Origin of the sequence: Pseudomonas fortuita (assembly GCF_026898135.2) — a bacterium.
In the GTDB taxonomy this organism is placed as follows: domain Bacteria; phylum Pseudomonadota; class Gammaproteobacteria; order Pseudomonadales; family Pseudomonadaceae; genus Aquipseudomonas; species Aquipseudomonas fortuita.
In genome coordinates, this window is the sequence record NZ_CP114035.2 from 958,720 (window position 1) to 982,712 (window position 23,993).

Below are 23,993 nucleotides of genomic sequence, written 5' to 3' on the forward strand. Positions count from 1 at the left end.
CATGACGACATCTACTGGCAAAATCAACCTGTTGGGTCTGACCCAGCCGGAAATGGAACAATTCTTCGACTCGATCGGGGAAAAGCGCTTCCGTGCCGGCCAGGTGATGAAATGGATTCACCATTTTGGCGTGTCCGACTTTGCGGCCATGACCAACGTAGGCAAGGCCTTGCGCGAAAAGCTCGAGGCCGTTGCCGAGATTCGCCCACCGGAAGTGGTCAGTGAAGACATTTCCGCCGACGGCACCCGCAAATGGGTGATCCGCGTTGCCTCCGGCAGCTGCGTCGAGACCGTCTATATTCCTACCGACGATCGCGGCACCCTGTGCGTATCGTCGCAAGCCGGCTGTGCCCTGGACTGCAGCTTCTGCTCCACCGGCAAACAGGGCTTCAACAGCAACCTCACTGCCGCTGAAGTCATCGGCCAGGTGTGGCTTGCCAACAAATCCTTCGGGACCGTCCCTGCCAAAGTCGACCGCGCGATCACCAACGTGGTCATGATGGGCATGGGCGAGCCCTTGCTGAACTTCGACAACGTCATTGCCGCCATGAAAATCATGATGGATGACCTGGGCTATGGCATTTCCAAGCGTCGCGTCACCCTGTCCACCTCGGGCGTGGTGCCGATGATCGACGAACTGGCCAAGCACATCGACGTGTCGCTGGCCCTGTCGCTGCACGCGCCGAATGACGAGCTGCGCAACAAGCTGGTACCGATCAACAAGAAGTACCCGCTGAAAGTGCTGCTGGAATCGTGCATGGGCTACATGTCCACCTTGGGTGGCAAGCGCGTGCTCACCGTCGAGTACACCCTGCTCAAGGACGTCAACGACCAGCCTGAGCATGCCGCGCAAATGATCGAGTTGCTGCGCGATGTGCCGTGCAAGATCAACCTGATCCCGTTCAACCCGTTCCCGCATTCGGGCTACGAGCGGCCGAGCAACAACGCCATTCGTCGCTTCCAGGACCTGCTGCACCACGGTGGTTTCAACGTCACCACCCGCACCACCCGTGGTGAGGACATCGATGCCGCCTGTGGCCAGCTGGTCGGCCAGGTCAACGACCGTACCCGTCGCAGTGAGCGCTACATCGCCGTACGCCAGCTTTCCGCGGACGTCGAGCTGCAAGACAGCGCCGCCAGCCACTGACCGGGACCTTGCCCATGAGCCTGCGCGCTGCGCTGTCGATCCTTGCGCTTTCGCTGCTGGCCGGCTGCGTGTCGGGCGGCGCGGGCGACCCCTTGGCCAGCCGCCAGGGCAGGGTGGAAGCGGGGCGGGCTTATGTGCAGCTAGGTCTGGGTTATTTGCAACAGGGTTTGACCGGGCAGGCCAAGGCGCCGCTGGGCAAGGCCCTGGCCCTCGACAGCCGTGATGCCGACGCGCACGCCGCCCTGGCGATGGTGTTCCAGGCCGAAGGCGAGCCGTTGTTGGCCGAAGCGCACTTTCACAAGGCCTTGTTGGCCCGCGCTGGCGATACGCGAATTCGCAACAATTACGGCAGTTTCCTTTATGCTCAGGGGCGATTTGCCGAGGCCCAGCAGATGTTTCGCCTCGCCAGTAGCGATACCCTGTATCCTGAGCGCTCACGCGTGTACGAGAACCTGGGCCTGACTGCCCTGAAGCTCGAACGCCGCGACCAGGCGCACGCGTATCTGCTCAAAGCGTTGCAACTCAACCAGCGGCAACCAAAAGCGTTGCTGGAAATGGCTGAGTTGTCCTACGAAAACAGGCATTATGTGCCGGCCCGGGACTACTACGATCGTTTCAGCCAGTTGAGCGACCACGATGCCCGTAGCCTGCTGCTGGGTAGCCGCCTTGCCAGGGTGTTCGACGAGCAGGGCACACTGGCCGAGCTGGGCCAGCAATTACAACGACTTTATCCCGGTACGCCGGAATATCAGCAATACCTGTCGGAGCAACGATGAACGCCGCGCATCCCGAAGTAGCAGTAGCGCCTGGCCAGAACCCCGGTGAGCTTTTGCGCCTGGCCCGTGAGAAACGGGACTGGTCTCAAGCCGAGGTGGCCCGCAAGCTCAACCTCACTGTCAGTTCGTTGAACCATGTGGAAACCGGCGCCTTCGACAAGCTGCCCGGTCATACATTCGCCCGTGGTTATATTCGCGCCTATGCCAAATTGATGGACCTTGACCAGGCCACCCTGGTAGAGGCCTTCGACCGCTACACCGGTACCCACGCCAAAGGCAGCGATGTGCACTCGCTGGGGCGTATCGAAGAGCCAGTACGCCTGTCGCACAATATTCTGCGCGGCGTCAGCCTGCTGTTGTTGGTGGTTGTGGTCGGCGGTGGCTTCGTCTGGTGGCAGGACCAGGGCAGCCTGCGTGGCAAGGACCTGGCCAAGATCGCCCTGGAGCACGTCGAAGTCGAAAGTGCCGACGGCACCACCCAGATTCACCCGCTCGACGAACCTGAAGATCAGGCGGTTACCGCAGGCCAGCAGCCCGAGAGCGCGCCGCTGGCACTGGAGCAGGGCACTGCCGAGCAGCCTGCTGCTGCCGCCGAGCAGGCGCCGGCAAGCCCGGCGCAATTGGCTGCTGCCGCACCCGCCCGGCAGGCGCCTGCGCAATCTGCAGCCAACGTAGCGCCTGCGCCGGTAGCACCAGCTGCACCGGCCGCCGCTGCGCCTGTAGCACCTGCAGCTGCCGTGGCCGCTGCCGAGCCCGCCGCAGTACCGGCAGGCAGCGCCAAGGTCGCCATCCAGTTCACCGCCGATTGCTGGACCCAGGTGTCCGATGGCAACGGCAAGGTGCTGTTCAGCGCCGTCAAGCGCAAGGGGGACAACCTCGAGCTGACCGGCAAACCGCCGTTCGCGGTACGCCTGGGCTTTGCCCGGGGCGCCCAGGTCAGCTACAACGGCCAGGCCGTCGATGTTGCCCCGTTCACCAGTGGCGAGACTGCTCGCCTGAAGTTGGGACAGTAAGTCATGCACGGCGAATCTCCGATCAAACGTCGCGAATCCCGCAAAATCTGGGTCGGCAATGTGCCGGTGGGTGGTGATGCACCTATCGCGGTGCAGAGCATGACCAACACCGATACCAACGATGTCGCCGCCACCGTGGCGCAAATCCAGCGCCTGGTCGATGCCGGCGTGGATATCGTGCGGGTTTCGGTGCCGGACATGGACGCGGCCGAGGCGTTTGGCAAGATCAAGCAACAGGTCAGCGTACCGCTGGTTGCCGACATCCACTTCGACTACAAGATCGCCCTGCGCGTGGCCGAACTGGGCGTCGATTGCCTGCGGATCAACCCGGGCAATATCGGCCGCGAAGACCGTGTACGCGCCGTGGTCGACGCTGCCCGCGACCGTGGTATCCCCATCCGTATCGGTGTCAACGCCGGTTCTCTGGAAAAGGATCTGCAGAAGAAGTACGGCGAACCCACCCCGGCGGCGCTGGTCGAGTCGGCCCTGCGCCATGTCGAACATCTGGACCGCCTGAACTTCCAGGACTTCAAGGTCAGCGTCAAGGCCTCCGACGTGTTCATGGCCGTCGAAGCCTACCGCCTGTTGGCCAAGCAGATCGTGCAGCCACTGCACCTGGGCATCACCGAAGCCGGTGGCCTGCGTTCGGGGACGGTGAAATCCGCCGTCGGCCTCGGTATGCTGCTGGCCGAGGGCATCGGCGATACCATCCGTATCTCGCTGGCGGCCGACCCGGTCGAAGAAGTGAAAGTCGGCTACGACATCCTCAAGTCGCTGCACCTGCGTTCGCGTGGTATCAACTTCATCGCCTGCCCGAGCTGCTCGCGGCAGAACTTCGATGTGGTCAAGACCATGAACGAGCTGGAAGGGCGCCTGGAAGACCTGCTGGTGCCGCTGGACGTGGCGGTGATCGGTTGTGTGGTCAACGGCCCCGGTGAAGCCAAGGAAGCCCATGTAGGGTTGACCGGCGGCACGCCGAACCTGATCTACATCGACGGCAAGCCGGCGCAGAAACTGACCAATGACAACCTGGTCGATGAGCTGGAAAGGCTCATCCGTCAGAAAGCGGCCGAAAAGGTCGAAGCCGACGCGGCGCTGATCGCCCGTGGCTGACACACAGAATTCGTAAGGACTTTTCGTGAGCAAATCGCTGCAAGCCATCCGTGGCATGAACGACATCCTGCCAGAACAGTCGCCACTGTGGCGCTACTTCGAAGGCACCGTGGCCGGTCTGCTGGACACCTACGGGTACAGCCAGATCCGCACGCCGATCGTCGAGTTCACCGAGCTGTTCAAGCGCTCGATCGGTGAAGTGACCGACATCGTCGAAAAAGAGATGTACACCTTCGAAGACCGTAACGGCGATTCGCTGACCCTGCGTCCCGAAGGCACCGCCGCTTGCGTCCGTGCCGTGCTGGAACATGGCATCACCGGCAACGGCCAGGTGCAGAAACTGTGGTACATCGGCCAGATGTTCCGCCATGAGCGCCCGCAGAAGGGCCGCTACCGCCAGTTCCACCAGATTGGCGTGGAAGTGTTCAACCTGGACGGTCCGGACATCGACGCCGAGCTGATCATGCTGACCTGGCGCCTTTGGGGCCTGCTGGGCATCCAGGACGCGGTCAAGCTGGAGCTTAACAGCCTGGGTACCAGCGAAGCCCGCGCGCGCTACCGTGACGCGCTGGTCGAGTTCCTCTCGGCGCGCCTGGAGCAACTGGATGAAGACAGCCAGCGCCGCCTGAAGAGCAACCCGCTGCGTATCCTCGACAGCAAGGACCAGAACACCCAGGCGGTGCTGGTGGGTGCGCCGAAGCTGGAAGATTACCTGGACGAAGCGTCGCGCGTGCACTTTGAAGGCCTCAAGGCCCGCCTGGACGCCGCCGGCATTCCGTTCGTGATCAATACCAAGCTGGTGCGCGGCCTGGACTACTACAGCAAGACCGTATTCGAGTGGGTCACCGACAAGCTGGGCGCCCAGGGTACCGTGTGTGCCGGCGGCCGCTATGACGGCCTGGTCGAGCAGATGGGCGGCAAGCCGACCACCGGCGTCGGTTTCGCCATGGGTATCGAGCGCCTGATCCTGCTGCTGGAAACCCTGGGCAAGGTCCCGGAATCCATCAGCCGCCAGATCGACGTCTACCTGTGCGCCTTCGGTGAGCAGGCCGAGCTGGCAGGCCTGCGCCTGTCCGAAACCCTGCGCGACCGCTTGCCGGGCCTGCGCCTGGCGGTGAACGCAGGCGGTGGCAGCTTCAAGAGCCAGTTCAAGAAAGCCGACAAGAGCGGGGCGCTGTTCGCCCTGATCCTCGGTGACGAGGAACTGGCCAGGCAAGAAATCGGCTTCAAGCCCCTGCGTGGCCAGGGTGAACAACAGAACATTGCCTGGGATGCTCTGGCAGAGCACCTGGAAACCGCGATCGCGCAAGCGTAACGCGGTTCAACAAGCGAATAGGCGAAAAGGAGTATTGGGGTGTCGAGTACCGATGATGATGACCTGGCAGGGGTCAAGGACTGGTGGAACCGCAACGGCAAGCCGCTGCTGACTGGCGCGTTGCTGGCAGGCGTGGTGGTGTTGGGCTGGAATACCTGGCACAAGTACCAGAACAACCAGTCCCAAGGTGCCTCGCAGCTGTATCAGGCGTTGATTGAAACCAGCCTGACGCCGACTGGCCAGCCAGACGCCACCAAGGTCGCGGAACTGGCCAGCAAGCTCAAGAGCGAGTTTGGCGGCACCGCTTACGCCCAGTACGGTAGCCTGTTCGTAGCCAAGGTCGCGGTCGAGAGCGGCAAGCTCGACGACGCCGCTGCCGAGCTCAAAGGCGTGCTGGACAAGCCGGCCGATGTGACCCTGGGCGAGATTGCGCGCCAGCGCCTGGCTCGCGTGCTGGCAGCCCAGAACAAGGCCGAGGATGCCCTCAAGCTGCTGGACGGCGACGCCGACAAGGCTTTCCTGGCCAGCCGTGAAGAATTGAAGGGTGACCTGCTGGTGCAGCTGGGTCGCGCCGACGACGCGCACAGCGCTTACGAGAAAGCCAAGGCTGCGCTGTCGGATGAGGCGGCGGTCGGTGGCCTGCAATTGAAGCTGGATGACCTGGCTAAAGGGGACGCGTAAGTGATCGGTTGGAAACATGCAGCAGTGCTGACCCTGGCCGTACTGGCCGCCGGTTGCAGCAGCAACAGCAAGAAGGAACTGCCCCCGGCCGAGCTGACCAAGTTCACCGAGGAAGTGGTGCTGAAGAAGCAGTGGAGCCGTTCGATCGGTGACGGCCAGGGTGAGACCTACAACACCCTGGTACCGGCCATCGAGAACGACCGTATCTACGCTTCCGACGTCAACGGCGAAGTCTTCGCCCTCGACCGCATCACCGGTGATGTGGTGTGGAAGAAGGACTTGGAGCTGCAGGTTTCCGGCGCGGTTGGCGTGGGCTATGGCCTGGTCATGCTCGGCACCCTCAAGGGTGAAGTCATCGCCCTGGACTCCAGCACCGGTGAAGAGCGTTGGCGCTCGCGCGTGACCAGCGAAGTGCTGGCCCCGCCTGCCAACAACGGTGACGTGGTCGTGGTGCAGACCCAGGACGACCGCCTGATCGGCCTGGATGCCGCCACGGGTGACCGCCGCTGGATCTATGAGAACTCCCCGGCCGTGCTGACCCTGCGTGGCACCGGTGCACCGATTGCCACCAATCGCCTGGCCGTCGCCGGCCTGTCCACCGGCAAGGTGGTCGCGGTGGACATCAACAACGGCGTGCCGGTGTGGGAAAGCCGCGTGGCCATCCCCAAGGGCCGTTCCGAGCTGGACCGTGTGGTTGATATCGACGGCGGCTTGCTGCTGTCTGGTGGTACCCTGTACGTCAGCACCTACCAGGGCCGTGTAGCTGGCCTGGACCTGGAAAGCGGCCGCGAGCTGTGGCAGCGCGATGCTTCCAGCTATGTAGGTGTCGCACAGGGCTTCGGTAACGTCTACGTCAGCGAAGCCTCGGGTACCGTGGAAGGTGTGGATGAGCGCTCTTCCAGCGCCCTGTGGAGCAACGACAGCATGGCTCGCCGCCAGTTGACCGCTCCTGAAGTGTTCAGCAGCTACGTGGCTGTGGGTGACTTTGAAGGTTATCTGCACCTGCTGAGCCAGGTGGATGGCCGCTTCGTTGGTCGTGAGCGTATCGACAGCGATGGCCTGCGCGCCCGCCCACTTGTGGTCGGCGACACCATCTATGTCTTCGGCAACAGCGGCAAGCTCGAGGCACTGACCATCCGCTGAAGCTATGCTTGAAACCTTGGCGGGTTTCAAGCTGCGGCGTAGGACACGCCGCCCAAACTCCGGCCGCTGCCTTGCAGCGGCCTTTGCATTTTCAAGAATTCGAGAGTGGAGAGCCGATGGTTCCCGTAATTGCCCTGGTGGGCCGCCCGAACGTCGGCAAATCCACCATGTTCAACCGCCTGACCAAAACCCGCGATGCAATCGTGGGTGACCTGTCAGGCCTGACCCGTGACCGCCAGTATGGTGATGCCAGCTGGCAGGGTCGTTCCTTCATCCTGATCGACACCGGCGGTATTACCGGTGACGAAGTGGGCATGGATGAAAAAATGGCCGAGCAGTCGCTCATGGCCATTGAAGAAGCCGACTACGTGCTGTTCCTGGTCGACGCCCGCGCCGGTATGACCGCCGCCGACCAGATGATTGCCGAGCACCTGCGCAAGCGCAACAAGTCGGCGATTCTGGTCGCCAACAAGATCGACAACATCGACCCCGACGTGGCTCGCGCCGAGTTCTCGCCGATGGGTATGGGCAACGCCATTCCGGTGGCGGGCTCCCAAGGTCGTGGTATCAGCGCCCTGATGGAAGCTGTGCTCGGCCACCTGCCGCGTGATGCCGAGGAAGAAGCCCTCGACCAGGACGTCGCAGAAGGCGAGGAGGCCGTGCGCATTCCTGGCCCAAGCGAGAAGGATGGCATCAAGATCGCCATCATCGGCCGCCCGAACGTCGGCAAGTCGACCCTGGTCAACCGCATGCTCGGCGAAGAACGTGTGGTGGTCTACGATGAGCCGGGCACTACCCGAGACAGTATCTACATCCCGTTCGAGCGTGATGGTGACAAGTACACCTTCATCGACACCGCCGGGGTGCGCAAGCGCGGCAAGATCCACGAGGAAGTCGAGAAGTTCTCGGTGGTCAAGACGCTGCAGGCGATCAAGGACGCCAACGTCGTCATCTTCGTCATGGACGCCCGTGAAGGGGTGGTTGATCATGACCTGAACCTGCTGGGCTTCGCCCTCGAAGCCGGCCGCGCCATCGTCATTGCGCTGAACAAGTGGGATGGCATGGAGCCGGGTGAGCGTGCCTACGTGAAGACCGAGCTGGAGCGCCGGCTGTTCTTCGTCGACTTCGCCGACATCCACTTCATCTCCGCCTTGCACGGCACCGGCGTGGGCAACCTGTACAAGTCGGTGCAGGCCGCGTTCACCTCGGCTGTGACCCGCTGGCCAACCAGCCGCCTGACACAGATCCTCGAAGATGCGGTCAGCGAGCACCAGCCGCCGCTGGTCAATGGCCGCCGCATCAAGCTGCGCTATGCCCACCTGGGTGGTGCCAACCCGCCGCTGATCGTGATCCACGGTAACCAGACCGAGAGCATTCCCAAGTCGTACTCGCGTTACCTGGAAAACACCTACCGCCGGGTGCTGAAGCTGGTCGGTACGCCGATCCGCATCGAGTACAAGGGCGGGGAGAACCCGTTCGAGGGCAAGAAGAACACCCTCACCGACCGCCAGGTCAACAAGAAGCGCCGCTTGATGTCGCACCACAAGAAGGCCGAGAAGAAGCGCCGCGACAAGCGCTGATTCCGCGTCAGCTTCTTCGCAGGCTTGCCCGCTCCCACAGGTCCTCCACAGATTTTGAATATTGTGCAGCACCTGTGGGAGCGGGTTCACCCCGAAGAGGCCCTTTGATCCAGAGCAATCCCCCTATTGTTTCAACCTTTTTCCTGACTGCTTGATCCGCTATGCTCGGACTCCACCCCGTGCCGGATACACCCCAGGAAAGAGGGCTCCATGATCCGCAGCAAACTGCCGAATGTCGGCACGACCATCTTCACCACCATGTCCCAGCTCGCCGTGCAGACTGGCGCGCTCAACCTGTCCCAGGGTTTCCCTGATTTCAACGGCCCGCAGGCCCTGCTCGATGCAGTGGGCCGGCATGTGGCTGCCGGGCACAACCAGTATTCGCCAATGACCGGCCTGCCGGCTTTGCGCCAGCAGGTGGCGGCCAAGGTGGCGCGGCTGTATGGCGCACAGGTGGATGCCGACCAGGAAGTGACCATCACCCCTGGTGCCACCGAGGCGATCTTCTGTGCCATCCAGGCGGTGGTCCATGCCGGTGACGAGGTCATTGTCTTCGACCCGTGCTACGACAGCTACGAACCTTCGGTGGAACTGGCCGGTGGTCGCTGCGTGCATGTGCAACTGAGCGACGGCGACTTCCGTATCGACTGGCAGACGTTCAGTGATGCCCTGAGCCCGCGCACCCGCATGGTCATCCTCAACTCGCCGCACAACCCCAGTGGCGCCCTGATCACCCGCGAAGACCTTGAACAGTTGGCAATGCTGATTGCCGACCGCGATATCTACCTGGTCAGCGATGAGGTCTACGAGCATCTGGTGTACGACGGCGTCCACCACGCCAGCGTACTGGCCCACGAGCAGTTGTATCAACGTGCCTTTGTGGTCAGCTCGTTCGGTAAGACCTATCACGTGACCGGCTGGAAGACCGGCTATGTGATTGCGCCCCCGGCGTTGAGTGCAGAGCTGCGCAAGGTGCACCAGTACGTCAACTTCTGTGGTGTGACGCCGCTGCAGTGCGCCCTGGCCGACTTCATGGCCGAGCACCCTGAGCATATCGATGAACTGCCGGCTTTCTATCAGGCCAAGCGCGATCTGTTCTGCGGCTTGCTGGAGGGCTCACGCTTCAACTTTACCCGCACGGCGGGCACTTATTTCCAGCTGGTGGATTACTCGCAGATCCGCCCGGACCTGAACGATGTCGACATGTCGCTGTGGCTCACCCGCGAGCACGGTGTGGCGACCATCCCGGTATCGGTGTTCTACCAGCAACCCATCCCCGAGCAACGCCTGGTACGCCTGTGCTTTGCCAAACGTGAGGAGACGCTGCGTCAGGCAGCGGAACGACTATGCGCGATCTGAGCACACTGCCCAACCTGAAAGTCGCCCTGGTGCAAACGACCCTGGCCTGGCACGACCGCGAGGCCAACTATGCGCACTTCGAGGTGCTGCTGGAACAGGTCGGGGAGGTGGATCTGGTGATCTTGCCTGAGATGTTCACCACGGGTTTCTCGATGCAGTCCGAAAGCCTGGCCGAGCCGGAAAATGGGCCGACCTATAAGTGGCTGAAGGCCCAGGCGAAGAAGTACAACGCGGTGATTACCGGCAGCGTGATCATCCAGGCCGCCGATGGCAGCCACCGCAATCGCCTGCTGTGGGCCCGGCCGGACGGCGAAATTCTGCACTACGACAAGCGCCACCTGTTCCGCATGGCCGGTGAGCACAAGCACTACACCCCCGGTGAACGCCAGGTGCAGTTCGAGCTCAAGGGCTGGCGGATCCGCCCGCTGATTTGCTACGACCTGCGCTTCCCGGTGTGGAGCCGTGACGCTCAGGACACGGACCTGCTGCTGTATACCGCCAACTGGCCGGCGGCGCGCCGCCAGCACTGGAATCGTCTGCTGCCGGCGCGGGGCATCGAGAACCTGTGCTATGTGGCGGCCGTGAACCGGGTGGGCACGGACGGCAAGGGCTTTGCTTATTCGGGCGACAGCCAGGTGCTGGACTTCCAGGGCGAGAGCCTGCTCAGTGCCGGTGAGGCAGACGGGGTATTTACCGCCGTGTTGAGCGCTGCGGAACTGGCGGCGTACCGGGCCAAATTCCCGGCCAACCTGGATGCCGATACCTTCGATTTACACTGACAGCCTGTACCGGCCCTATCGCCGGCAAGCCAGCTCCCACAGGTAACCCACTGCCCTCGGGCCCGGTGCTGTACCTGTGGGAGCTGGCTAGCCGGCGATAGGCCAGTACCGGCTACATCAATGAATGATCAGTAAACATCTCGCCGATACCGCCCATCCTCGATCAACTGCTGCACAGCGGCCTCACCAAGCATGCCGTTGAGCGCCGCATCTACCCCCGCAGCCATCCCTTGCAGGCTGCCGCAGACATACACACAGGCGCCATCCGCCACCCAGCGCTTGAATTCGTCGGCCTGCTGCAGCAACACATCCTGCACATACACTTTCTCGGCCTGATCCCGCGAAAACGCAAGGTCCAGGCGTGCCAGGTCGCCGCTTTGCAGCCACCCTTGCAGCTCGTCACCACACAGCAGGTCATGCGCCTGATTACGCTCGCCAAACAGCAGCCAGTTGCGCTGTTCGCCAGCGTTCACCCGGGCCCGGATCAGGCTGCGCAGGCCGGCCAGGCCCGTGCCGTTACCGATCAGGATCATCGGTGCAGCTGCCTCCGGCAGGTGGAAGCCGCTGTTGCGCCGCAGGCGCAGGCTCAGCGTACCGTTTAGTGGCAGGTATTCGGTGAGCCAGCCAGAGCCCAGGCCCAGGTTGCCATCGCTATGGCGCTCCTGGCGTACGATCAGCTGCAGCACGCCATCACTGGCGATGGAGGCGATGGAGTATTCGCGGCTGCCGATTGGCACCAGAGCGTCGACCAGCGCTTGCGGCTGCAAGCCGATCAGGTGATCACGGCGCGCCGGCAACTGGCGGCCAGCGAGGGCTTGGGCAAGGGTTTCGTCCAGACCGTTCACGTGTACCCGTGCACTGGCGTCCTGCGCCATGCCTTTGAGGAACGCGTCGATCCTTGGTTGCCCATTGAGTGGCAGTATCTCCACCAGGTCGCCAGCGTCCCAACTTGCAGGCTCTTCAGCCAGCAGGCCGAGCAAGTACACCGGCTGGCCTTGGCTGCCCGGGTTGAGCAGTTCGCGACGCACCAGTGACCAGTTGCCAAAGCTTGGCGGCTGCCAGGCGGCCACCGGCTGGGCGCCCGTCAGTTGTGCCAGTTCCTGCTGCCATTGCTGCAGGGCGGCCTGGTCGGCGTTGTCCACCTCCACTGGGCTGAATGCACTGCTGGCTCCGCGCTCTCCCAGCCAGGCCTGCAGGCGGCGGGCGAAGCCGCAGAAGTGCGGGTACTGACGGTCGCCGAGGGCGAGCAGGGCGTAGTTGAGGTTGTTCAGCGCCCAAGGCTGGCCGAGCACCTTGCGCTCGAACGCGCGGGCGCTGTCGGGTGCTTCGCCGTCGCCAAAAGTACTGACCACGAACAGCGCACGGCGGGCCTGGCGCAAGTCGTCTTCACGCAGTTCGGCCAGTGCACGTACCTGCACTGGCAAGCCAGCTGCCTGCAACTGGCCGGCACTTTGCCAGGCCAGTTGCTCGGCAAAGCCGCTTTGGCTGGCGAAGCCGATCAACCAGCTGTCGTCGCTGCCATTGCTGCTGGCAACGTTGCCACGGGCTGCGCGTACCTGGCGCTTCTTGCGGCGGCGGTCGAGGTACAGCAGCCAGCCCGTGACGAAGAACAGCGGCATGGTCAGGCTGGCGAGGGTGACGATGATGCGCCCTGGCAGGCCGAAGTATTCGCCAACGTGCAGGGCGTAGACGCTCTGCAGCAGTTGGGCCTTGAAGGATTTGTCGGCGTAGCGGTCGTGTTTTTTTACCTGGCCGGTGGCCGGGTCCAGCATCAGGGTGTTGAAGGCGCGTGGGTGGTCGGCGCTGTCCAGCAGGTAGAACAGGTTGGCTGGCTGGCCGCCAACCGGTGGCAGGCGCAGGTTGTACGTGGCAAGGCCTGGGCCTGCGGCGTCCTTGAGGTTGGCCCAGATGGCGTCATAGTCGACCACCAGCGGCGGGGCGTTCTTGTCGACTTTCTGCGGGCCGTGGCGGCCACGGCCTTCACCGCGTTTTTGTTGCTGGCCGGCTGCCGGGGCGTCGGCCAGCAGCTTGTTCAGGCCTTCGCGGTACCACTCATAGGACCAGAACAGGCCGGTAAGGGCGAACAGAAGATAGAACAGCAGGCACCAGGTGCCTGCCACGGCGTGCAGGTCCCAGTTGAAGGCACGGCCTTTCTTGGCCCAGTCGAAGGTCAGCCAGGTGCGCCAGTCCAGCGCCTTGCGCGGCCAGCGCAGGTAAAGGCCGGACAGGCAGAAGAACACCAGCATCAGGGTACAGGCACCGGTGATCTGCCGGCCGGTGTCGCCCATGGCCAGGAAGCGGTGCAGGTTGAGCATGAGGTTGAAGAAGCCTTGCCCGGCCACTTCACCTTTGAGTTCGCCCGTATACGGGTCGGCATAGCGCAGCTCGCCTCGGCGCTCGCCCGGTGCTGGCGTGAAGAAGATACGTGCGGCGTTGCCTTCACGCACGTCCACCCACAGCATCGACACCTTGTCATGCTGCTGGGCTTCGACCCGTTGCACCAGCTCGGCCGGAGGCAGCACGCCTTCGGCGCGCACTTCTACTTTGAGTACATCGGCATTGAACGCACGCAGCAGTTCTTCCTGGAACGAGTACAGGGCCCCGGTGATGCCCATCAGGGCCAGCACCAGGCCAGCGGTGATGCCAAAGAACCAGTGCAATTGGAACAGCGTCTTCTTCACCACATCGATCACCTTGTGTTGCTACCGCAGACTGCGCGGCGTGCATTATGCCTTGATACGCAAAAGCCCCGCTCAATGAACGGGGCCCTTGGTTGTTGCTTTAGAAGTGCACGCTGGTGGTCAGCAGTGCAGTCCGCCCGGCCGCCTGGTTGGCGAAGTGGGTAGAGAAGGCCTTGTCGTAGTACACCTCGTTGGTCAGGTTCTGCACGTTCAACTGCAAGTCGACGTTCTTGGTCAGCTTGTAGGCGGCCATGGCGTCGTAGCGTACGTAGCTGTCAACCATGGTGGTGTTGGCCACGCTGCCGTACACGTCATCCACGTAGAACGCACCGCCACCCACGGTCAGCTTTGGCGTGATCGAGTAGGTCGTCCACAGGCTGGCGCTGTTGTTCGGGGTGTTCGGCAACTGGTTGCCATCGTTGGCCTTGCCCAGTGGGCCGCCGTCGATCTGGCGAGCCTGCATGTAGGTGTAGCCGGCGAATACCTGCCACTTGTCGGTGATCTTGCCGCTGGCCGACAGTTCGATGCCTTGTACGCGGGTTTCGCCGACGTTTTCGTAGGTGGTGGTGTCCACCTGGACGCGGGCGTTTTCCTTCTCGGTGCGGAACAGCGCGGCGGTCAGCGACAGGCGCTGGTCGAGCAGGTCCCATTTGGTACCGATTTCGTAGTTGGTGGTTTCCTCTGGCTCCATGTCACTGGCCAACAGGTTGCCGGTACGGTCAGGGGTGCCACCCAGCGGGTTGCCTTCTGTACCTTCGCCGAGCATCGAGCCTGGTGGCGTTGCAGAAGTGGCGTAGGAAACGTAGATACTGCCGTTTTCCGCCGGTTTCCACACCAGGCCCAGTTGGCCGGTCACGAACTCGCTGACATCCTTGCCTTTGGCGGTGGTGGTGCCAGCAGCGTTGTAGGTCTTGTAGTCGGTGTCGAAGTGGTCGTAGCGCAGGCCCATGTTGACCAGCCACTCGGGGGTCAGCTCCAGGGTGTCGAATACGTACAGTGCACGGGTCTTGCTGTTGGTGGTGGTGCCGGCGTAGTTGCGCGAAATGGCACCGTTCCACGGGTCATCCGGGTTCGGGTTGCTCAGCGAGGTGCAGTTGTAGCCGCTGGTGGCACCGATCATGCCGGGGGTGCAGTTGGTATTGGCAGCGCCGCCAGGGACCGTGTCGGTGTCGACGGTGTAGGACGAACGGTCGCTCTCTTCGCGGCTCAGTTCGATACCGGTCGAGAAGCTGTTTTTCATGCCACCGACGTAGAACTCGCCGAACAGGTCGGTCTGGTTGGTGGTCGTGGCGGTGTTGCCCACGCGGGTATTGGCACGGCGCCAGACGCTGCCGTTGTTGACGTTGCCCTTGCTGTCGTCAGGCTGGGTCAGGATGTAGTCCTGCATGCTGTTGCCGTGACGCAGGGTGTTCTTGATGGTCAGCGAGTCGGTCAGGTCATGCTCGACCGCGAAGGTGGCGATGTCTACACGGCTCTTGCGGAAGTCGCGACCGGTCAGGCCGTAGAAATTGTCGCTGTCGCCGCCGTCATTCGGCTTGCTCGGGTGGGCCGAGGTGCGCCCGGCGCTGCCGTTGGTCGGGATGGTGTACGGAATGCCCGAATCCGGCAGGTCATCGCTTTCCAGGTGGTAGTAGTCGAGGTTGACGCGGGTCGGCGTTCCCAGGCCGAAGGCCAGCGACGGGGCGATACCCCAGCGGTCGTAATTGACCTTGTCGCGGCCGGCAACGTTGCTTTCGTGGGTCATCAGGTTCAGGCGGCCGGCAACGGTATCGCTGAACTGGTAGTTGCCATCGAAGGTGTAGCGCTGGGTCTGGTCGCTGCCCCAGGTCCAGGCACCGTCCAGCGAGTTGCCCAGGTGCGCGCGCTTGCTGACCAGGTTGATGGTACCGCCGGCGGCGCCACGGCCACCGATGGCCGAGTTCGGGCCCTTGGCCACTTCCACCGACTCGATGGCGAAGATTTCGCGGGTTTGCGCGCCAGTGTCACGCACGCCGTCCAGGTACGTATCGCCCTGAGCGTCGAAGCCACGGATGAACGGGCGATCGCCCTGCGGGTTGCCACCTTCACCGGCGCCAAACGTGATGCCTGGCACGGTACGCAGGGCGTCCTGCAGGGTCAGGGCATTGGTGTCCTTGATCACTTGCTGCGGGATCACGGTGACCGAGCGCGGGGTGTCCACCAGCGGCGCGGTGTACTTCTGCGAAGCGGCTTTTTCGACCTTGTAATCGGTGCTGGCTTGTTCAGCCTTGCCGTTGACGCTGGTGGCATCGAGGGTGATGGCACTGCTGGCGGCCGGGTCGGCGGCATACACCGACGAGGCGCTAAGCGCGACGCCGATGGCGGATACGATCAGGCGTGGCGAACTCACTGCAGATGGTACGTACTGGCGCATTGCTAAGGACCTTCCCCAAGGTGTTGAGGCGGCGGATCTTAATGTAAGCAATTGTGACTCACAATTGAGATTCGTTACCATTCGTGAGGAATTTACAATCTTTACAATTAGCCTTTACGGTTTCATCAAGCTGAAACGTCTTAAGCGGCGAAAGGGCTTGTGTAGCGCAAAAGGGAATCAATATCATTGGCGCCTTTACATTTCCTAACGGTGCTGCCGCCATGCTGCTTCACATCCCAGGCCTGTTTGACGCTGACGAACTGGCCCGTATCCGCGAGGCGCTGGAGCAGGCCGACTGGGCCGATGGCAAGGTGACTGCCGGTTACCAGTCGGCCAAGGCCAAACACAACCTGCAGTTGCCGGAAGGGCACCCGTTGGCCAAGGAAATCGGCACTGCGCTGATCGACCGCCTGTGGAAAACCCCGCGCTTCATGTCGGCGGCCCTGCCGCACAAGGTGTTTCCGCCGTTGATCAACTGCTACCGCGAGGGTGGCAATTTCGGCTTTCATATCGATAACGCCCTGCGTCAGCCCAAGGGCAGCCCGGAGCGGGTACGCACCGACCTGTCTTCCACGCTGTTCCTCAGCGACCCGGACAGCTACGACGGTGGTGAGCTGGTGATCCAGGACACCTATGGCGTGCAGCAGGTCAAACTGGCTGCCGGTGACCTGGTGCTGTACCCCGGCACCAGCCTGCACAAGGTCAACCCGGTGACCCGGGGCCAGCGTTATGCTGCGTTCTTCTGGACTCAAAGCCTGGTGCGCGAGGACAGCCAGCGGGCGCTGTTGTTCGAGATGGACAATGCTATCCAGCAACTGACTGCCGATGTACCGGAGCACCCTTCGTTGCTACAACTGACCGGCACCTATCACAACCTGCTACGCCGCTGGGCCGAGGTCTGAGCCGTGTCTTACCAATTGCGGCGTGAAGAAGCGGTGGATGTCGCCGGCCTCAAGGCCATGCTCGAACACAGCCCCGGCCAAGCCGCCCAGGCGATCCTGGCGGCCGCCGGGCAGGGCGTGGTCGAGGCGCAGTTGCTGCTCGGGCAGATCCTGCTCGACGGGCGTGGCATCGAGGCGGATGAGGCCGTGGCGCGGCGCTGGTTCGGTATCGCCGCCCAGGGCGGCAGTGCCATGGCGCACAACATGCTTGGCCGGTGCCTGGAACATGGTTGGGGTGGTGATCAGGATGTGGCCCAGGCAGCCATTCACTATGCGCGCGCGGCCGATGTCGGTCTGGACTGGGGCCTTTACAACTTAGGCAACCTGTTGGCCACGGGGCGTGGGGTGCCGGCCAACCAGGCCCAGGCCCTGCTCTGTTACGAGAAGGCCGCGCAGATGGGCCATGCCAAGTCGATGAACCTGTACGGGCGCTATCTTGAGCTCGGCATTGCCACGGCGGCGGGCCCCGCGCGGGCCGTGCGCTGGTATCGGCGCTCGGCGCAGGCGGGAGACTTTCGTGGGATGTTCAGCCTCGCGACGGTGCTGCTCGAGCGAGGGCAGGCTGCTGAGGCCGAGCCTTGGCTGGCGCGTGCACGAAAGGAGGGCAATGTGAACTTCCTCAAGAGCGCACTGGCCACACTGCAGACTGGCGGGGCACCGATGGCAGCCTATGTGCAAGCCTATGCCGAAGAACTGCAGCAACGAGTTGCCGAGGAAACGTCCACAGCTTAGAGACATGCCTGCGCTTCGATAATCTCCTCGCCCTCAATCAAAACGTAGTGCGGGCGGGGGGATGAATGGTATGACAGCAATAAACTTGGACACTTCTTTTACAGCCCAGCTGGACTGTCTTAATTGGGGCACGTCGATCAAGCCCGTAATGATCATCGAGAGTGCGTTCATGGACATGGCCGATTCTGGCTGGCTGTGCCTGCCTGAATCCTTCGATACAGTAAATACGACGCCGGTGACGCTGCGCTTCGATTTCATCGAGCGACGGGATAACCGTCGGCATTATCGGGTTACCTGCGTTACAGAGGGCTCGCACTACTTCGGGCGGCAAATGGATTCCAGTCTCAATCGATTTCTTGGTTTCTACCGATCAGTGTCCGACGATGTGTTCTGGAAGATCGAGGAGATTGGTGTGCATGGGGAAGGGGAGAACGCTCGTCCCGCATTCATTTTGCGAGATCGCCTGGGGTATACCGTGAAGATCAAAACCCACGGCCCGGGGCTCAGCCTCATTGCCTATCTGAGCACTCATAGTGTCACGAGCGATGAGGTGCACTTTACGTTGGCCGATTACAAGCCTCTGTGATGTACGGGGTATCGCTGCAGATAGAACGGGGCCTTGCGGCCCCGTTGTGCATTACAGGTAGTAAGCCTTCAGCGGCGGGAAGCCGTTGAATTCCACCGCGCTGTAGCTGGTGGTGTAGGCACCGGTCGACAGCCAGTACAGGCGGTCACCGATGGCCAGGTTCAGCGGCAGGCCGTATTTGTAGTTTTCGTACATGATGTCGGCACTGTCGCAGGTCGGGCCGGCGATGACGACTTCTTCGGCTTCGCCTTTCTTTTCGGTCCAGATCGGGAACTTGATGGCTTCGTCCATGGTTTCGATCAGGCCAGAAAACTTGCCCACGTCGGTGTAGATCCAGCGCTCGACGGCAGTGCGCGATTTGCGCGCCACCAGCACCACTTCGCTGACCAGGATACCGGCGTTGGCAATCAGCGAACGGCCTGGCTCCAGGATGATTTCCGGCAGCTCGTCACCAAAGTCTTCCTTGAGGAAGCGGATGATTTCTTCGGCGTAGGTTTCCAGGCTGTTGGTACGGGTGATGTAGTTGGCCGGGAAGCCGCCACCCATGTTGATCAGCTTCAGCTCGATGCCGTCTTCTTCCTTCAGGCGCTCGAAGATCACTTTGACCTTGGCGATGGCGGCGTCCCACACGCTGATGTCGCGCTGCTGCGAGCCCACGTGGAAGGAGATGCCGTAAGGCACCAGGCCCAGGTCACGCGCGAGGATCAGCAGGTCCATGGCCATGTCGGTCTGGCAGCCGAATTTACGGGACAGTGGCCAGTCGGCAGTGGTGGAGCCTTCAGTCAGGATACGCACGTACACTTTCGAACCCGGTGCGGCCTTGGCAATATTGCGCAGGTCGGCTTCCGAGTCGGTGGCGTACAGGCGCACGCCCTTCTCGTAGAAGTAGCGGATGTCCTTGGACTTCTTGATGGTGTTGCCGTAGCTGATGCGGTCAGCGCTGACGCCGCGGTCCATCACCTTGTCCAGCTCGTAGATCGAGGCGATGTCGAAGCTCGAACCTTTCTCTTTGAGCAGGTCGATGATTTCGACGGCAGGGTTGGCCTTGACGGCGTAGTAGACCTTGGCGAACTCGAAGCCCGCACGCAGGTCGTCATAGGCCTGGCTGATCATCTGGGTATCGATGAGTACGAACGGGGTTTCCTGCTTGTCGGCGAACGCCTTCATTTTCTGGAACGTGTCACGCGCGAAATAATCTTCGACCTGGATCGACATGCTCAGGGACTCCATGGGCAAACTGAAAATTTAAGTGGCTGCAAACTGAACGTCCTCCGTATCCCCACTTTGGTTCGCCTACTCAGTACTTGAGCCGGATGGATCGTTTCCAGCATGGACGTTCGGCGCGCACTTTAGGGCGTGAAGAATGCAGAATCAACAGGCAATCCGGGCGTGATCGACCTGGCTCGACGACCAGCCATGTGAATAACCGACTCGTGTGACCGGCTGATGTTCCCTGCGATGTTTCAAGCGTTAAATATTGTGGAATACACCGTATTGGCGCTTTGGCGGGTGAAGCCGCTTCCATAGGGATTGTGGAATGCCTGCAGGCGCGGGTTCACCTGCCAATGGGCCTCAGGTGTTCATATTTATGGCCACATTTTCCTGGTACCCACGTACAGGAAATCCTCCATAAATTTTTTGTTACCGACTGGCGGATTTGCTGGTTTTGATGCGAAACATTACTATTCGCACCCTTATCCGCCTCCCTGATGACCCAGACCGTGTCCGGACACAAAGGCTTCCTCGATCATTATCATGAGCTGATCGGCACCTGGACGCGCAAACTGCGCAGTCGTCAGCAGGCCGAGGACCTCGCCCACGATGCCTTTGTCCGGGTATTGGAAAACCCGCGCGAGCAGGTCGAGCAGCCGCGCGCCTACCTGCACCAGACCGCACGCAACCTGGCCGTAGATGGCTTGCGCCGCGAAGACCGCCGCCAGGCGCTGGCGCTGGAAGCCATCGACAATGGCACCACCGGCAGCGATGACCCGGAGGCCTATGTGCATGCGCTGGAACTGGCCGACAGCGTCGAGCGGGCGCTGGCCGAGTTACCGCTGAACTGCCGCCAGGTGTTCATCTGGCAGAAGCTCGAGGGCCTGACCCAGGCCGAGATCGCCGAGCGCATGGGGTTGAGCAAGAACATGGTCGAAAAGTATATGATCCGCACGCTCCGGCATTTGCGTGAGCACCTGGATGTGTCGGCATGAAGCGTCAGGAGACCTTTTCGATGAAACAGCACGGTACTGATACCGTCCGCGAGCAGGCGGCCGCATGGTTTGCCCGCGTGCAGGATGCGCCTCGGGATGCCGGGCTGCAAAAACAGTTGCGCGCCTGGTTGGCCAGCGACGAGCGCCACCGTCAGGAGTACCAGCACCTCAGCCGTGTGTGGCAGGCCGCCAACTTCATTCCACGCCAACGCCTTGAAGCGTTGTGCCAACCGGACCCGGTGCAGCAGTTGCCACGTCGGCGTTTCATGCGTCAGGCCCTGGCCGCCAGTGTGGCGGTGTTGGCACTGGGGCTGGGCTGGGGCGGCTGGCACTATCAACAACTGAATCACCAAGCCAGCGTGCAGACTGCCTTCAATGAGCGCCGCCAGGTCGAATTGCCGGATGGCTCGCAACTGGAGCTCAATGGCAGTACACAGTTGCAGGTCGAGTTCAGCGCTGGCCAGCGGCATATCCGCCTGAATGCCGGCGAGGTGATGTTCAGCGTCGCCCACGACAGTGCCAGGCCGTTTGTGGTGGACACAGCTCAAGGCCGTGTGACCGTGACCGGTACCCGCTTTGATGTGCGTCTGGACCCGGCCAGTACCCGTGTCGCGGTAGAGCAGGGTTCGGTGCGTGTGCAGGGCAAGGGCGCCGCCCTGGCGCAGCTTGCGGCTGGCCAGGGTTCGCACATAGATGCACAAGGCGCGGTGACCGCCCCCTACGCAGTCAATACGGCTGCCGTCACAGCGTGGCGCCAGGGCAAGCTGGTGTTCGACAACGCCACCCTCGCCGAAGTGGTGGCCGAAGCATCGCGCTACCGTAGCCAGCCGTTGCGCGTTGCCCCCGGTAAAGTCGCCCAGATGCGCCTTTCGAGTACCTTCAGCACCGACGACACCGACGCACTGTTGCGGGCCTTGCCGAGCATCCTGCCGGTGGCCATCAAGGCCCATGAAGATGGCTCCCGCGAAATAATCGCGAAATAGATTCAGGTTTTTTTTCGCTCGTTCGTCTTCCTCGCCAGCTGCAACTGCCAAGCATTTCCATTTGCATGCAGTTGGCGTTTATTCCGCATTCAGGAAGTTTCGACGACGTGAACAACAACAAGCCTTTAGTACGCTTGCGCGCCCTGTCGCTGGCCTTGGCGGTCAGCGCCGTGACTGTCAACAGCCAGGCCGCAGAGGCGGGCAAAACCCTCCAGATCCAGGCCCAACCGCTGGGTTCGGCACTGAACCAGCTCGGCCAGCAAACCAACCTGCAGCTGTTCTTCAGCCCCGAGCTGGTGGCGGGCAAACAGGCCCCGGCGGTGTCCGGCAACCTGGCGCCGGTGCAGGCGTTGCAACAGTTGCTGCAAGGCAGCGGGCTGACCTTCGAGATGTCCCAGGACACCGTGGTGGTAAAGCCGCTGCCGACGGCCCTCGACCTGGGCAGCGGCAGCCTGGAGCTGGCGCCCACCGACATCAAGGTGGTCGGTGACTGGTTGGGCGATGCCCAGCAAAGCGTGGTGCAGAACCACCCCGGCGCCCGCACCGTGGTGCGCCGCGAGGCAATGGTTGAGCAGGGCGCGATGAGCGTGCGCGACGTACTGCGTGGCATCCCGGGTGTACAGGTGCAGGACTCCAACGGCACCGGCGGCAGCGACCTGTCGCTGAACGTGGGCGTACGCGGCCTCACCTCGCGCCTGTCGCCACGCTCCACCGTATTGATCGACGGCATCCCGGCCGCCTTCGCGCCGTATGGCCAGCCACAGCTGTCGATGGCGCCGATTTCCTCAGGCAACCTGGACAGCATCGATGTGGTGCGTGGTGCCGGTTCGGTGCGCTATGGCCCGCAGAACGTGGGTGGGGTGATCAATTTCGTCACCCGGGCGATTCCGGAAAAGGCCTCGGCGGAACTGTCCACCACCCTTGAAACCTCCCAGCACGGCGGCTGGAAGCACACCGAGTCGGCCTTCGTCGGCGGCACGGCGGACAACGGCATGGGCGTGGCGCTGCTGTACACCGGGGTGAACGGCAACGGTTACCGTGAAAGCAATAATGGCAACGACATCGACGACGTCATCCTCAAGACCCACTGGGCGCCCACCGATGTCGATGAGTTCTGGCTCAACTTCCATTATTACGATGGCCGTGCCGACATGCCCGGCGGCCTGACCCAGGCGCAGTACGACAGCAACCCTTATCAGTCGCTGCGCGACTACGACTACTTCGCCGGCAGGCGCAAGGATGTGTCGTTCAAGTGGCAACGCCAGCTCGACGATGCCACCCAGTTCGAAGTACTGACGTATTACACCGACAGCTTCCGCGGCAGCGCCATCGCCTCGCGTGACATGAAGACCCTGTCCTCTTACCCGCGCAACTACCACACCTTCGCCATCGAGCCACGGGTGTCGCGCATCTTCTTTGCCGGCCCCACCACTCAGGAAGTCAGCGTGGGCTATCGCTACCTGAAGGAAGCGATGCGCGAACAGTCGACCCGCCTGGCGCTGATCGACAACGTGCCGACCGTGACCCCGACCTCTGACGGCCATGTGTTCCAGGACCGCAGCGGCGGCACGGAGGCCAGCGCGTACTACATCGACGACAAGATCGATGTGGGCAACTGGACCATCACGCCGGGCATCCGCTTCGAGCACATCAATACTGACTGGCGCGACCGCCCGGTGCTGGATGCCAACAACCGCCCGGTGGCGGAGAAGAAGCGCAGCATCACCAGTAACGAGCCACTGCCGGCCCTGAGCGTGATGTACCACATCTCCGACGCGTGGAAAGTGTTCGCCAACTACGAAACCTCGTTCGGGAGTTTGCAGTACTTCCAGCTGGGCCAAGGCGGTACTGGCAACAGCACGGCCAATGGCCTGGAGCCGGAAAAGGCCAAGACCTACGAAATCGGCACGCGTTATGACAATGGCGGTTTCGCGGGTGAACTGACCGCGTTCTACATCGACTTTGATGACGAACTGCAGTACATCAGCAACGACGTAGGCTGGACCAACCTCGGGGCGACCAAGCACCAGGGTATCGAGGCTTCGTTGCGTTATGACCTGGCTGGGCTGGACCCGCGCCTGGAAGGGCTTTCGGTGAATGGTGGTTACACCTTTACCCGGGCCACGTATGAAGGTGAAATCCCGGGCTTCAAGGGCCGTGACCTACCGTTCTATTCACGTCAGGTGGCCACCGCCGGCGTGCGTTACGCGGTTAACCGCTGGACCTGGAACCTGGACGCCTATGCCCAATCCAGGCAGCGCGCACCGGGGACCGGGATCAATGCCGATGGCAGCTTCAACGGCGACTACATCACCGAGCCGAGTGCGGATGGGCAGTATGGTGATATCCCGGGTTACGTGACCTGGCATGCCCGTGGCGGGTATGAGTTCGGGCCAGAGATGTCCAACCTGAAGCTGGCGGCGGGGGTGAAGAACCTGTTCGACAAGCAGTATTTCACCCGCTCCAGCGACAACAACGCCGGCCTCTATGTAGGTGAGCCGCGGACCTTTTATGTGCAGGCCAGCGTAGGGTTCTGACTGGAGATTGCTGGGGCCGCGTTGCGCC

General features: G+C 62.3%; 19 protein-coding genes. 16 read left to right on the forward strand and 3 right to left on the reverse strand.

Features of this window, described 5'->3' with window-relative positions; genetic code table 11:
- Position 1: 1 nt before the first annotated feature.
- The 10 genes from rlmN to OZ911_RS04410 all read left to right on the forward strand — a co-directional run bounded on the left by rlmN (position 2) and on the right by OZ911_RS04410 (position 10,906).
- Entirely contained in the window at positions 2–1,147 is a 1,146-nt protein-coding gene (gene rlmN, locus OZ911_RS04365; RefSeq protein WP_016484976.1) for a dual-specificity RNA methyltransferase RlmN, read from the forward strand.
- Positions 1,148–1,161: 14 nt separating this feature from the next.
- Entirely contained in the window at positions 1,162–1,923 is a 762-nt protein-coding gene (pilW, locus tag OZ911_RS04370; RefSeq protein WP_016484977.1) for a type IV pilus biogenesis/stability protein PilW, read from the forward strand.
- Entirely contained in the window at positions 1,920–2,936 is a 1,017-nt protein-coding gene (locus OZ911_RS04375; protein ID WP_016484978.1) for a RodZ domain-containing protein, read from the forward strand. The genes pilW and OZ911_RS04375 overlap by 4 nt, the downstream gene beginning before the upstream one ends.
- A gap of 3 nt (positions 2,937–2,939) precedes the next feature.
- On the forward strand, positions 2,940–4,049 hold the full coding sequence (gene ispG, locus OZ911_RS04380; protein WP_016484979.1) for a flavodoxin-dependent (E)-4-hydroxy-3-methylbut-2-enyl-diphosphate synthase: 1,110 nt from the start codon (positions 2,940–2,942) through the stop codon (positions 4,047–4,049).
- Positions 4,050–4,074: 25 nt separating this feature from the next.
- A complete protein-coding gene (gene hisS, locus OZ911_RS04385; protein WP_016484980.1) occupies positions 4,075–5,364 on the forward strand; it encodes a histidine--tRNA ligase in 1,290 nt (429 codons plus the stop codon).
- 39 nt (positions 5,365–5,403) lie between these two features.
- Positions 5,404–6,045, forward strand: a complete 642-nt coding sequence (locus OZ911_RS04390) for a tetratricopeptide repeat protein (RefSeq protein WP_023047855.1) — start codon at positions 5,404–5,406, stop codon at positions 6,043–6,045.
- A complete protein-coding gene (bamB, locus tag OZ911_RS04395) occupies positions 6,046–7,188 on the forward strand; it encodes an outer membrane protein assembly factor BamB (RefSeq protein WP_003248513.1) in 1,143 nt (380 codons plus the stop codon). It abuts the gene before it with no gap.
- Between the two features lie 116 nt (positions 7,189–7,304).
- Positions 7,305–8,768 (forward strand): ribosome biogenesis GTPase Der, encoded by a 1,464-nt coding sequence (der, locus tag OZ911_RS04400; protein WP_016484982.1) that lies wholly within the window; start codon positions 7,305–7,307, stop codon positions 8,766–8,768.
- Between the two features lie 210 nt (positions 8,769–8,978).
- The gene (locus tag OZ911_RS04405; RefSeq protein ID WP_016484983.1) at positions 8,979–10,127 is read left to right on the forward strand and encodes a pyridoxal phosphate-dependent aminotransferase; all 1,149 of its coding nucleotides are present in this window, start codon (positions 8,979–8,981) and stop codon (positions 10,125–10,127) included.
- Positions 10,115–10,906, forward strand: coding sequence for an amidohydrolase (locus tag OZ911_RS04410; RefSeq protein ID WP_016484984.1), 792 nt, complete (start codon positions 10,115–10,117; stop codon positions 10,904–10,906). Before OZ911_RS04405 ends, OZ911_RS04410 begins: the two co-directional genes overlap by 13 nt.
- Before the next feature lie 128 nt (positions 10,907–11,034).
- On the opposite strand, the gene OZ911_RS04415 is transcribed toward OZ911_RS04410, so the two are convergent.
- Positions 11,035–13,590, reverse strand: coding sequence for a PepSY domain-containing protein (locus OZ911_RS04415; protein WP_023047856.1), 2,556 nt, complete (start codon positions 13,588–13,590; stop codon positions 11,035–11,037).
- Positions 13,591–13,687: 97 nt separating this feature from the next.
- Positions 13,688–15,979: a TonB-dependent receptor gene (locus OZ911_RS04420; RefSeq protein WP_016484986.1), complete on the reverse strand. Its 2,292-nt coding sequence runs from the start codon at positions 15,977–15,979 to the stop codon at positions 13,688–13,690.
- Between the two features lie 221 nt (positions 15,980–16,200).
- Here OZ911_RS04420 and OZ911_RS04425 point away from each other — a divergent pair, with 221 nt between their 5' ends.
- From OZ911_RS04425 to OZ911_RS04435, 3 genes are all read left to right on the forward strand, one after another.
- Complete coding sequence (locus OZ911_RS04425; RefSeq protein WP_019472663.1) at positions 16,201–16,881, forward strand: Fe2+-dependent dioxygenase; 681 nt, start codon at positions 16,201–16,203, stop codon at positions 16,879–16,881.
- Positions 16,882–16,884: 3 nt separating this feature from the next.
- Positions 16,885–17,652: a tetratricopeptide repeat protein gene (locus OZ911_RS04430; RefSeq protein ID WP_016484988.1), complete on the forward strand. Its 768-nt coding sequence runs from the start codon at positions 16,885–16,887 to the stop codon at positions 17,650–17,652.
- 169 nt (positions 17,653–17,821) lie between these two features.
- Positions 17,822–18,238: a hypothetical protein gene (locus tag OZ911_RS04435; RefSeq protein WP_054833427.1), complete on the forward strand. Its 417-nt coding sequence runs from the start codon at positions 17,822–17,824 to the stop codon at positions 18,236–18,238.
- A 51-nt stretch (positions 18,239–18,289) separates the two neighbouring features.
- On the opposite strand, the gene OZ911_RS04440 is transcribed toward OZ911_RS04435, so the two are convergent.
- The gene (locus OZ911_RS04440) at positions 18,290–19,453 is read right to left on the reverse strand and encodes a type III PLP-dependent enzyme (protein WP_012270610.1); all 1,164 of its coding nucleotides are present in this window, start codon (positions 19,451–19,453) and stop codon (positions 18,290–18,292) included.
- A gap of 494 nt (positions 19,454–19,947) precedes the next feature.
- On the opposite strand from OZ911_RS04440, the gene OZ911_RS04445 reads away from it, so the two are divergent.
- The 3 genes from OZ911_RS04445 (at position 19,948) to OZ911_RS04455 (ending at position 23,965) form a co-directional block, all read left to right on the forward strand.
- Entirely contained in the window at positions 19,948–20,445 is a 498-nt protein-coding gene (locus OZ911_RS04445) for a sigma-70 family RNA polymerase sigma factor (RefSeq protein WP_016484990.1), read from the forward strand.
- A gap of 20 nt (positions 20,446–20,465) precedes the next feature.
- On the forward strand, positions 20,466–21,428 hold the full coding sequence (locus tag OZ911_RS04450) for a FecR family protein (RefSeq protein ID WP_031311966.1): 963 nt from the start codon (positions 20,466–20,468) through the stop codon (positions 21,426–21,428).
- A 107-nt stretch (positions 21,429–21,535) separates the two neighbouring features.
- A complete protein-coding gene (locus tag OZ911_RS04455; RefSeq protein ID WP_023047859.1) occupies positions 21,536–23,965 on the forward strand; it encodes a TonB-dependent siderophore receptor in 2,430 nt (809 codons plus the stop codon).
- Positions 23,966–23,993 lie beyond the last annotated feature (28 nt).

Coding starts and splice junctions, on each gene's coding strand:
- OZ911_RS04445 (WP_016484990.1), top strand. CDS start 19,948: ATGACCCAGACCGTGTCCGGACACAAAGGCTTCCTCGATCATTATCAT.
- OZ911_RS04450 (WP_031311966.1), top strand. CDS start 20,466: ATGAAACAGCACGGTACTGATACCGTCCGCGAGCAGGCGGCCGCATGG.
- der (WP_016484982.1), top strand. CDS start 7,305: ATGGTTCCCGTAATTGCCCTGGTGGGCCGCCCGAACGTCGGCAAATCC.
- OZ911_RS04425 (WP_019472663.1), top strand. CDS start 16,201: ATGCTGCTTCACATCCCAGGCCTGTTTGACGCTGACGAACTGGCCCGT.
- OZ911_RS04410 (WP_016484984.1), top strand. CDS start 10,115: ATGCGCGATCTGAGCACACTGCCCAACCTGAAAGTCGCCCTGGTGCAA.
- OZ911_RS04440 (WP_012270610.1), bottom strand. CDS start 19,453: ATGTCGATCCAGGTCGAAGATTATTTCGCGCGTGACACGTTCCAGAAA.
- rlmN (WP_016484976.1), top strand. CDS start 2: ATGACGACATCTACTGGCAAAATCAACCTGTTGGGTCTGACCCAGCCG.
- pilW (WP_016484977.1), top strand. CDS start 1,162: ATGAGCCTGCGCGCTGCGCTGTCGATCCTTGCGCTTTCGCTGCTGGCC.
- OZ911_RS04420 (WP_016484986.1), bottom strand. CDS start 15,979: ATGCGCCAGTACGTACCATCTGCAGTGAGTTCGCCACGCCTGATCGTA.
- OZ911_RS04375 (WP_016484978.1), top strand. CDS start 1,920: ATGAACGCCGCGCATCCCGAAGTAGCAGTAGCGCCTGGCCAGAACCCC.
- ispG (WP_016484979.1), top strand. CDS start 2,940: ATGCACGGCGAATCTCCGATCAAACGTCGCGAATCCCGCAAAATCTGG.
- OZ911_RS04435 (WP_054833427.1), top strand. CDS start 17,822: ATGGACATGGCCGATTCTGGCTGGCTGTGCCTGCCTGAATCCTTCGAT.
- OZ911_RS04405 (WP_016484983.1), top strand. CDS start 8,979: ATGATCCGCAGCAAACTGCCGAATGTCGGCACGACCATCTTCACCACC.